This window comes from Pseudomonas sp. 2VD (assembly GCF_005503585.1).
Taxonomy (GTDB): Bacteria; Pseudomonadota; Gammaproteobacteria; order Pseudomonadales; family Pseudomonadaceae; genus Pseudomonas; species Pseudomonas aeruginosa.
Window position 1 is genome coordinate 1 of the sequence record NZ_SCND01000232.1, and the last position, 9,681, is coordinate 9,681.

At 69.2% G+C, this 9,681-nt stretch carries 9 protein-coding genes; 3 read left to right on the forward strand and 6 right to left on the reverse strand.

What is annotated here, in order from left to right; genetic code table 11:
• From FFS27_RS21875 to FFS27_RS21900, 6 genes are all read right to left on the reverse strand, one after another.
• Positions 1–1,080, reverse strand: a 1,080-nt coding sequence (locus tag FFS27_RS21875; protein ID WP_137952211.1) for an LLM class flavin-dependent oxidoreductase, incomplete at its 3' end; no start/stop codon positions are given.
• Positions 1,081–1,510: 430 nt separating this feature from the next.
• Complete coding sequence (locus FFS27_RS21880; RefSeq protein ID WP_003089428.1) at positions 1,511–2,275, reverse strand: ABC transporter permease; 765 nt, start codon at positions 2,273–2,275, stop codon at positions 1,511–1,513.
• Positions 2,272–3,471, reverse strand: a complete 1,200-nt coding sequence (locus FFS27_RS21885) for an ABC transporter substrate-binding protein (RefSeq protein WP_003107732.1) — start codon at positions 3,469–3,471, stop codon at positions 2,272–2,274. Before FFS27_RS21885 ends, FFS27_RS21880 begins: the two co-directional genes overlap by 4 nt.
• Positions 3,437–4,273: an ABC transporter ATP-binding protein gene (locus FFS27_RS21890; protein ID WP_003131641.1), complete on the reverse strand. Its 837-nt coding sequence runs from the start codon at positions 4,271–4,273 to the stop codon at positions 3,437–3,439. The genes FFS27_RS21885 and FFS27_RS21890 overlap by 35 nt, the downstream gene beginning before the upstream one ends.
• Positions 4,270–5,337, reverse strand: a complete 1,068-nt coding sequence (locus FFS27_RS21895; protein ID WP_003139356.1) for an acyl-CoA dehydrogenase family protein — start codon at positions 5,335–5,337, stop codon at positions 4,270–4,272. Before FFS27_RS21895 ends, FFS27_RS21890 begins: the two co-directional genes overlap by 4 nt.
• A gap of 49 nt (positions 5,338–5,386) precedes the next feature.
• Positions 5,387–5,947 carry a carboxymuconolactone decarboxylase family protein gene (locus tag FFS27_RS21900; protein WP_003089433.1) on the reverse strand — a complete coding sequence of 187 codons (561 nt, stop codon included), beginning with the start codon at positions 5,945–5,947 and terminating at the stop codon, positions 5,387–5,389.
• Positions 5,948–6,051: 104 nt separating this feature from the next.
• On the opposite strand from FFS27_RS21900, the gene FFS27_RS21905 reads away from it, so the two are divergent.
• The 3 genes from FFS27_RS21905 to FFS27_RS21915 all read left to right on the forward strand — a co-directional run bounded on the left by FFS27_RS21905 (position 6,052) and on the right by FFS27_RS21915 (position 9,553).
• A complete protein-coding gene (locus tag FFS27_RS21905; RefSeq protein ID WP_003089436.1) occupies positions 6,052–6,957 on the forward strand; it encodes an AraC family transcriptional regulator in 906 nt (301 codons plus the stop codon).
• 222 nt (positions 6,958–7,179) lie between these two features.
• Positions 7,180–8,085 carry an AraC family transcriptional regulator gene (locus FFS27_RS21910; RefSeq protein ID WP_003089438.1) on the forward strand — a complete coding sequence of 302 codons (906 nt, stop codon included), beginning with the start codon at positions 7,180–7,182 and terminating at the stop codon, positions 8,083–8,085.
• 157 nt (positions 8,086–8,242) lie between these two features.
• Positions 8,243–9,553, forward strand: coding sequence for an ABC transporter substrate-binding protein (locus FFS27_RS21915; RefSeq protein ID WP_021264804.1), 1,311 nt, complete (start codon positions 8,243–8,245; stop codon positions 9,551–9,553).
• Positions 9,554–9,681 lie beyond the last annotated feature (128 nt).

Below are 9,681 nucleotides of genomic sequence, written 5' to 3' on the forward strand. Positions count from 1 at the left end.
AGATGTGTAGACGAGACAGGTCCAGGTGCGCGTCGGATCGGCGCTGGAAAACTCTTCCACCGCCGATTGGATCGCATTGGTGTGGATGTGCCGCAGTACCTGGTCCGGCCGATACTGGCCGAAGTCGATCCCGGTCCAGCCGGAGATCAGCGCCAGGGCCCCTTCGTAGCTGACGAAGGCGCGGTATTCGTCGAACTTGGCCCTGGCCTTGGCGTCGGTTTCGCCCAGCACCACCGTCTGCAGGTTGAACACCAGTACCTTGCGCGGATCGCGGCCGGCCTCGGCGACGCGCTGGCGGATGTCGGCGACCGCCTGCTTGAGCACGGTCTTCGATGGCGCGGCGACGAACACGCACTCGGCGTGCTCGGCGGCGAAGCGCTTGCCACGACTCGACGCGCCGGCCTGGTAGAGCACCGGCGTGCGCTGCGGCGACGGTTCGCAGAGATGGATGCCGGGTACCTGGAAGTGCTCGCCGACATGGCGGATCTCGTGAATCTTGCCCGGGTCGCTGAAGATCCTTCGGCGACGGTCGCGGAGCACCGCGCCGTCCTCCCAACTGCCTTCGAAGAGCTTGTAGAGCACCTGTAGGTATTCGTCGGCATAGTCGTAGCGGCGGTCGTGGTCGAGCTGGGCCTGTTGGCCGAGGTTGCGCGCGCCGCTTTCCAGGTAGGAGGTCACTACGTTCCAGCCGATCCGGCCCTTGGTCAGGTGGTCCAGGGTCGAGAGTCGGCGGGCGAAGGGATAGGGATGCTCGAAGGACAGCGAGGCGGTCAGGCCGAAGCCCAGGTGGCGAGTCACCGCGGCCATCGGCGTGATCAGCGCCAGCGGGTCGTTCACCGGTACCTGGGCGGCCTGGCTGATCGCCGCGTCGCCATTGCCGTCGAGCACATCGTAGATGCCCAGCACGTCGGCGATGAACAGTCCGTCGAAACGGCCGCGTTCGAGCAACCGCGCCAGGTCGGTCCAGTACTCCAGGTCCTTGTACTGCGAAGAGCGGTCGCGCGGATGCGCCCAGAGGCCGGGCGACTGGTGGCCGACACAGTTCATTTCGAAGGCGTTGAGACGGATTTCGCGCGGCATGGGGACTCCTTGGCTTGCCTGTGCATCCGGCACCCCGTGCACAGCCCGTGCCGGGCCGCGGGGCCGCGCCGGGCAAGGCCTGGCTGGCAAGCCCCTGTCGCTGGGCGGGCGCAACTGCTGGGCAAGTGTTGGCGGATCAACACATTCGCCCCCCCACCCGAGCCTCGAATCCCGTAGGGCGAATAGCGCCCCGGCGCTATCCGCCAGCGCACCGGAACCCCGTCCGGCGGATAGCCGCGAGCGGCTATTCGCCCTACCCGAACCTCTCCATTACCCGTAGGGCGAATAGCGCCCCGGCGCTATCCGCCAACGCACCGGAACCCCGTCCGGCGGATAGCCGCGAGCGGCTATTCGCCCTACCCGAGCATCCCCATTACCCGTAGGGCGAATAGCGCCCCGGCGCTATCCGCCAGCGCACCGGTACCTCGTCCTACCCGAGCGCTCCGTGCGCCCAGCGCCGGTAGAGTCCGCGCGCCGCGGCGTCGAGCAGATAGCCGAGCAGGCCGATCAGCAGCACCATCGCCATCAGCTCGGAGTACGCCAGGCGGTCGCGGGTGTCGAGGATGTAGTAGCCGAGCCCGGCGCTGACGCCGAGCATCTCGCAGGGCACCAGGACGATCCAGAGGATGCCGATGGCCAGGCGCACGCCGGTCAGCACATGGCCGAGGATGCCCGGCAGGATCACCCGGCGCAGGGTTTCCCAGGGCGTGGCGGCGAGGCTGCGGCTCAGTTGCAGCCAGCGCGGGTCGAGCTGGCGCACGCCGGCGGCGGTATTCAGCAGGATCGGCCAGAGCGCGGCGAAGGCCAGCAGGAAATAGATCGGCTGGTCGCCCACGCCCATCAGCATCACCGCGATGGGCATCCACGACAGCGGCGAGATCATCCGCAGGAACTGGAACGCCGGAGTGGTCGCCGCTTCCAGGTTACGCGAGGCGCCCACCAGCAGCCCCAGCGGCACTCCCACCAGCAGCGCCAGGAACAAGCCCAGCAGGACCCGTTTCAGGCTCACCAGCACATGCTCGTAGAGTTCGCGGCGCTCCAGCAGTTCACCCAGGCTGAGCAACGTCGCCTGCGGCGAGAAGCGTGCCGAAAGGCCGTCGGCGGCGCCGAACAGGGCCACGCCGAGCCACCACAGGGCGAACAGCGCCAGCAGCCCGGCAACGCCCAGAGCGCCCTGGCGCAGGGTCTGCCTCACGGGCTGATCTCCTCGCTGCGCTGGAAGCCCTCGGCGAGGCCGAACGCCTGCAATCCGCCGACCTCTGCCAGGGCCTGGCGGACGAAGCGGTCGTCCACCAGGTCACTGGCCACCTGGCGCGGATCGAGGCTGGCGAGGAAGGCATTATTGCCTTCGATCAGGGTGTCCTTCAGCCGCCGCACCAGTTCCTCGGTGTAGCTCGGATAGGGATAGGGCTGGAAGTCGATGCGCCGCTCCTGCCAGTCGGCGTGGCGGATCGCGCCGCTGGCGAGATAGGCCTGCTGCTCCTCGGCGCCCGGCGCCAGCACCCGGCCGAGGACCTCCGGCGCGTGCGGCGTGTAGCGGTTGGCTCCGGCCTTGGACAGCAACTGTGCGGCCTCGGCGCGGTGCTCGCGAGTCCATAGCTGGGCCTTGACGATGGCGTTGACCACCTTTTGCGACCACTGCGGCCGCCGCTCCAGGTCGTGTTCGTGCATGAACACCACGCAGCAGGCGTGGTTGCGCCAGACATCGCCGGTGAAGCGCTGTACCCGGCCGACCTTGAGGTTCTCCGCCAGGGCGTTGAACGGCTCGGCGACGATGTAGCCGTGGATGCGCTTGCTGGCCAGCGCCGGCGGCATGTCCGAAGGCGGCAGCACCACCAGGTTGACCTCGTCGGCGGCCAGCGCCGCGCCCACCGCGCGGCTCACCGCGCGCAGGCCGTTGTCGCGCAGCAGTTGCTGCAACACCACGTTGTGGATCGAGTACCAGAACGGGATCGCCACGCTCTTGCCGCCGAGCTGGCGCACGTCGGCGATCTCCGGAGCCACCGTGAGCCCCGAGCCGCCGACGTGGTTCCAGGCCACCACCTTGGCCGGCACCTTGCTGCCGTAGCGGGCCCAGACGGTCATCGGCGACAGCAGGTGGATGACGTTGACCTGGCCGGAGATGAACGCCTCGATCACCTGCGCCCAGCTACGCAACAGCACCGGCCGTTCGGCCTGGATGCCCTCGGCCTCGAACAGGCCGTTGGCATGGGCCACCAGCAAGGGCGTGGCGTCGGTGATCGGCAGGTAGCCGATGCGCACCGGCGCGTCGGGTTCGGCGGCGGCACGCGCCTGCAGGCTGCTCAGCAGCGGCAACGCGCCGGCGGCGCTGAGCAGCGCGGCGAGCTTGAGGATGTCACGTCGGGAATGGGTCGGGTCGTCCAGGCACATGGGAGGCCTCCGGCTGAGCGATGGGATGGGCATGGGTGCGGCTCGCCCGCCGTAGGGTTTTCAGGATCTCGATGCGCAACGCGCCCAGTTCCTCGACCAGCTCCGCGCGTGGCTGCGGCAGGTCGATGCGCCACTCGCCGAGGGTCCGCGCCGGGCTGTCACCCAGTAGCAGGATGCGTTCGGAGAGCAGCAGGGCCTCGTCGATATCGTGGGTGATCAGGACCACGGCGGTGCCGCGCTCGTGGATCGCCCGCAGCAGCAGCTGCTGCATGTCGGCGCGGGTCACTTCGTCCAGCGCGCCGAAAGGTTCGTCGAGCAGCAGCACCTTCGGCTGCCGTGCCAGGCAGCGGGCCAGCGCGGTGCGCTGGGCCATGCCGCCGGAGAGTTGTGCCGGGTAGCGGGCACGGGCGTGCTCCAGGCCGACCGCGGCGATCGCCTGGTCGACGCGGGCCTGGCGGGTGGCCGCGTCGAGGTGCGGCTGGCGGGCGAAATCGAGGCCGAAGGCGACGTTCTTCTCCAGGTTCAGCCAAGGCAACAGGCTGGGGTCCTGGAACGCCACCGCGACGCCCGGATGCGGGCCGCGCAGGGGCTCGCCGAGTACCCGCACGCTGCCGGCGGCCGGCTCCTGCAGGCCGGCCAGCACGCGCAGCAGGCTGGACTTGCCGACCCCGCTGGGACCGAGGATCGAGACCACCTCGCCGGCGCCCAGGCGCAGGTCGAAATCGCCGAGCACCGCCTGCCAGCCGGCACCGCGCGGATAGCCGAGGGCGATCCCGCGAGCGTCGAGGAGCGCCTCGCTCATGCCTTGGCCTCGGCCTGGCGTTGCAATTCGGCGCGCAGTTGCACCAGGCTCGGCGTGACGATCGGGACGAACGCCGACTCGCGCCAGCGGCGGGCGAAACCGGCGCCGTGCTCGCTCAGGTAGGCCTTGCCGCCGCTGGCCTGCAACTCCAGTTGCACGGCATTGGCGGCGGCTTCGGCGAGCCCGATGCGGATGCGGAACAGGCGTGCCGGCTGACTGGCGAACTCGCCGCTGGCCAGTCCGGCGTGCAGCGCCGCCACGTGTCCGTCGAGGGTTTCGCGCTGTGCCGCCAGCTCGCCATCCAGCAGCGAACGGCTGCCGCCCAGGTGCCGCTGCACTTCGTCCAGTGCGCGGCGCGCCAGGCCGATGGCCATGCCGCATTGCAGGCCGAGGAAGGCCGGGCGCACCCGTGGCAGGAACTGCCGGGCGTCGTCGTGCAACAGCCAGTCGCGCCCGACCGCCACCGCGCGCAGGTCGAGGGCGGCGGTGTTGCTGCATTGCAGGCCGAGCAGGCGCAGGTCCGCCGAGCGCTGCAAGCCGGCGAGTCCTTCGGGAATCGCCAGGACGAAGGGACTGCCGCCCTCCCCGCGTTCGATCGCCGCCGCCACCACGAAATCGCCGCTACGCAGGTTGGTCACCCACGGCAGGCGACCGTCCAGCCGCCAGCCGGCCTCCTCCGCATGCGCCACCACCTGCAGCGCCTCGATCCCGGAAAGGAACTTCATCGCGTTGGACAGCCCGGTGGCGCCGGCCAGGCGGCCGGCCAGCAGGTCGCCGAGCAGGCGTTGGCGCAGTTCCTGGTTGGGACTCTGCAACAGGTACTCGATGAAGGCGCGCTGGCCCCAGAAGACGAACGCCGCGGTCAGCGAGCGCGCCGCCACCGCGGCCACCCGCTCCACCGCGTCGGCGAGCGTGCCGCCGGCGCCGCCGAGGCGTTCCTCCACCGCCACGCCGAGCACGCCGGCGGCGGCCAGGCGCGGCAGCAGCGCGGCGGGATCGGCGTCGCCGCGGTCGAGGGCGTCGGCCTGGCGGTCGAGCCAGTCGCTCAGGGTCGGGTCAAGCATGGTCGTCACTCCTTGCGCCGGCGCGGCATGCCGCCCGGCAAGCGCAGGCTCAGGCCTGCGGGTTGGTCCAGCGATATTGCTCCAGCTCGGCATTGAGCGGCGTGCGGGCGAACACGTTGGCGAAGTTGCAGAGCGTCGCCAGGCTCACCCCGAGGATCACTTCCAGGGCCTGGGCCTGGTCGAAACCAGCGGCGCGGAAGGCTTCGAACTGCTCGTCGGTGACCGCACCGCGGCTGGCGATCACCGCGCGGGTGAAGTCGGCCAGGGCTTCGTAGCGGGCATCGGGCAGTTCGCCGCGGGCGCGCAGGGCCTCGATCACCGGCTCCGGCAGGCGCGCCTTGTTGCGCGCCACCGCGGTGTGCCCGGCAACGCAGAAGTCGCAGCCATGGGTGGTGGCCGCCACCAGTTGCACCACTTCCCGCTCGGGCAGGCCGAGGCTGGCCTTGGCGTTCAGCCCGGACACGGTGAGGTAGGTTTCCAGGGCGGCCGGCGCATTGGCCAGCACGCCGAGCAGATTCGGGATATAACCCGAGTTGTTCAGCGCGGTCTGGAGGAACGGACGCGCCGCCTCGGGGGCGTTTTCCAGGGTGAGCACGGGAACGCGTGACATGCTTTCGACTCCGGTGGTTGAGGTGTCGAAGAAGTCTCTTGGTAATAAGAAATCCATTCAATATTCTAAAGTCGCTATCACTTGCTCTTGAGTCTTTCCCTTAGATGAATTCGTCCAACCCGCTTGTCGATTGGTTATTAGACAGCCTCGAAGTCGACACCAGCCTGTTCCACGTCGGTCGCTACTGCGGCGGCTGGCATGCCTCCACCCACGGTCTGGCGCGTGCCAGCTTCCACCTGGTGGTGCAGGGACACTGCTGGGCGCACGTCGCCGGAAGCGCCCGGGGCTGGCGGCTGGACAGCGGCGACGCGCTGTTCTTCCTGCGCGACGTCGAGTTCCGCCTGTCCAGCGAGGCCACCGCCGAGGCCGCGCGCTGCCAGCCACGCGGCGAAATGCAGGCGCTGGAGTGGAACGCGGCGGACGGTGCCGGCCTGGTCTGCGGGTTCTTCCACTTCCACTCGGGATTGTCCGGGCTGATCGTCGACGCCCTGCCCGACTGGCTGATCCTGCGCGCCGGCGATCCGGCGCTGGACGCGGCGCGACGCCTGTTCGCCCTGATCGTCGACGAGTGCCGCCGCCAGCCGGCGCCGTCGCCGGTGCTGCTGGAGCGCCTCAGCCACCTGCTGTTCCTCTACGTGTTGCGCCAGCAGGTGCTCGACAACCCGACCCTCGGCGGCCTGGTGGCACTGGCCCGCCAGCCGCAGTTCGCCGGCCTGCTGGAAGCGCTGATCGAGGCACCCGAACAGCCCTGGAGCCTGGAGCAGATGGCCGAGCGCACCGGACTCTCGCGCTCGGCCTTCTTCAAGCGCTTCAACGAACTCAGCGGTCAGTCACCGGGACAGGTCCTGCTGGCCCTGCGCATGCACCGCGCCTGCGCCCTGCTGCGCGCCGACGCCAGCGTCGCCGAGGTCGCGGCGGCGGTCGGCTACCAGTCCACCGCCGCCTTCACCCGTGCCTTCCACAAGGCCACCGGACAGCAGCCGGGGGCCTATCGCAAGGCCAGCCGCTGATCGCCGGAGGCCGATCGGCAGCGAGCAGGCCAACGGCGCTGAAGCGGGGTCGAAGAGCGCGCGCCTCGACAACCGCCCGGTCCGCAACGGCAACCCGGACCACGCCACGCCCCGGCCTTGGGGTGGATGGCGGCGGACAGCGCCACGGCCGCTGCCCGCCCCTGCACAGCCCCGCCGCTTCGGGCTAGGATGTGCCTTCGTTCCCCCGGTCGGCCCGCGCCCATGCCCAGAGCCAGCAAAGTCACCGATCCGTCCTACGAGCTGATGGACGACCACGAAGGCCATTCGCTGATCTACCGCCAGCACGGCTTCCCCAGCCCGCTGGTGCGCTGGCACTTCCACAAGGAATACGAACTGCACCTGATCGTCGCCAGCTCCGGCAAGGTATTCATCGGCGACTACATCGGCAACTTCGCCCCCGACACCCTGTTCCTCACCGGCCCCAACCTGCCGCACAACTGGATCAGCCAGGTCGAGCCCGACGAGGTGGTGGCCCGGCGCGACATGCTGGTGAACTTCACTGACGAGGTGCTGGAGGACGGCAGCGGCGTATTCTCCGAGCTGAACCGCCTGGCCCCGCTGCTGGCGCGGGCGCGCTACGGCATCGAGTTCCGCGACCCGGCGCTGATCGGCGAAAGCCGGCGACTGTTGCAACGCATCGCCGACAGCGGCGGCATGACCCGCCTGGGATACTTTTTTATCCTCATGGAACAGCTCGCCGAATGCGAGGACTACCAGTTGCTCTCCACCGTCACTTCCTCGCAACTGGCCGACGAGCACAACGTCGAACGGATCAACCGGGCGGTGGACTACATCTTCCAGCACTACGCCCAGGACCTCACCCAGGAGCAGGTCGCCGCCCACCTGGGCATGACCCCCACCTACTTCTCGCGCTTCTTCAAGCAGGCCGCCGGGCGCGGCTTCGTCGAGTTCGTCAACCGCCTGCGCATCAGCAAGTCCTGCGAGCTGCTGGCCCGCAGCGAGCTGCCGGTGACCGAGGTGTGCTTCGAGTCGGGCTTCAGCAACCTGTCCAATTTCAACCGGCGCTTCCAGCAGCTCAAGGGCATGACGCCCACCGGCTACCGGCGCCTGGTGACCCAGCGGCTGACCGAGCAGAACCTGCTCTGAGCCTCCACCGCCCCACCCCGGCGGTGCAAAAAAGTATCGGTCGAAGTGCAGTCGAGGCTTTGTCGGTTGCGTGACGCGCCTGTGTAATCGGCAGCGAGCGACACAAAAACAATAATGTCTTCCGCGCCGCCCGCCGGCTCGGAAGAGGAGTTCACCGATGAACGACTCGATCAAGGCCTGCCTGGCCGCCGCCTGCCTCGCCCTGCCGCTGCTGGCCCAGGGCGCCGAGACCCTGACCATCGCCACGGTCAACAACAACGACATGATCCGCATGCAGCGCCTGTCCAAGGTGTTCGAGGAAAGCCACCCGGACATCGCGCTGAAATGGGTGGTGCTCGAAGAGAACGTCCTGCGCCAGCGCCTGACCACCGACATCGCCACCCAGGGCGGACAGTTCGACCTGCTCACCATCGGCATGTACGAAGCCGCGCTGTGGGGCGCCAAGGGCTGGCTGGAGCCGATGAGCGGGCTGCCCGCCGACTACGCCCTGGACGACCTGTTGCCCTCGGTGCGCGACGGTCTCTCCGTCAAGGGCACGCTGTACGCCCTGCCGTTCTACGCCGAAGCCTCGATCACCTACTACCGCAAGGACCTGTTCCAGCAGGCCGGGCTGCGGATGCCCGAGCAACCGACCTGGACCCAGCTCGGCGAGTTCGCCGCCAGGCTCAACCGCCCGGACCAGGGCCAGTACGGCATCTGCCTGCGCGGCAAGGCCGGCTGGGGCGAGAACATGGCGTTGATCGGCACCCTGGCCAACGCCTTCGGCGCACGCTGGTTCGACGAGCGATGGCAGCCCGAATTCAGCGGCGGCGAATGGAAGAAGGCACTGGCCTTCTATGTCTCCACCCTCAAGCGGTACGGCCCGCCCGGCGCCTCCAGCAACGGTTTCAACGAGAATCTGGCGCTGTTCAACAGCGGCAAGTGCGCGATCTGGGTGGACGCCAGCGTCGCCGGTTCGTTCGTCACCGACAAGAGCCAGAGCAAGGTCGCCGACGCCACCGGCTTCGCCTTCGCCCCCCGGGAAGTCACCGACAAGGGCGCCTCCTGGCTGTATTCCTGGGCCCTGGCGATTCCCGCCAGCTCGCGCGCCAAGGACGCGGCGAAGGCCTTCGCCACCTGGGCCACCTCGCAGGCGTACGGCAAGCTGGTGGCGGACAGGGAAGGCGTGGCCAACGTGCCGCCCGGCACCCGCGCCTCGACCTACAGCGAGGCCTACCTGGCCGCCGCGCCGTTCGCGCGGGTCACCCTGGAATCGCTGAAGCGCGTCGATCCCAACCATCCGACGCTGAAGCCGGTGCCCTACGTCGGCATCCAGTTGGTCACCATCCCCGAGTTCCAGGCCATCGGCACCCAGGTCGGCAAGCTGTTCTCCGCCGCCCTCACCGGGCAGATGAGCAGCGACCAGGCGCTCGCCGCCGCGCAGCAGAGCACCGCCCGCGAGATGAAGCGCGCCGGCTATCCGAAGTAGTCCGCCGCCGGGCGCAGCCGCGCCCGGCGCGGCCCTGCTCGAGCGCTTGCCCTTGAAGATCCAGACGGAGTCGCCATGAACACCTCGGCCCTCGATACCACGCATCCGGCCCGTCGGTGCAAAAAAGT

Bases quoted from the DNA above. Each gene is read 5' to 3' on its own strand.
- FFS27_RS21885 (WP_003107732.1), bottom strand. From the start codon at position 3,471: ATGTGCCTGGACGACCCGACCCATTCCCGACGTGACATCCTCAAGCTC.
- FFS27_RS21890 (WP_003131641.1), bottom strand. From the start codon at position 4,273: ATGAGCGAGGCGCTCCTCGACGCTCGCGGGATCGCCCTCGGCTATCCG.
- FFS27_RS21895 (WP_003139356.1), bottom strand. From the start codon at position 5,337: ATGCTTGACCCGACCCTGAGCGACTGGCTCGACCGCCAGGCCGACGCC.
- FFS27_RS21900 (WP_003089433.1), bottom strand. From the start codon at position 5,947: ATGTCACGCGTTCCCGTGCTCACCCTGGAAAACGCCCCCGAGGCGGCG.
- FFS27_RS21905 (WP_003089436.1), top strand. From the start codon at position 6,052: ATGAATTCGTCCAACCCGCTTGTCGATTGGTTATTAGACAGCCTCGAA.
- FFS27_RS21910 (WP_003089438.1), top strand. From the start codon at position 7,180: ATGCCCAGAGCCAGCAAAGTCACCGATCCGTCCTACGAGCTGATGGAC.
- FFS27_RS21915 (WP_021264804.1), top strand. From the start codon at position 8,243: ATGAACGACTCGATCAAGGCCTGCCTGGCCGCCGCCTGCCTCGCCCTG.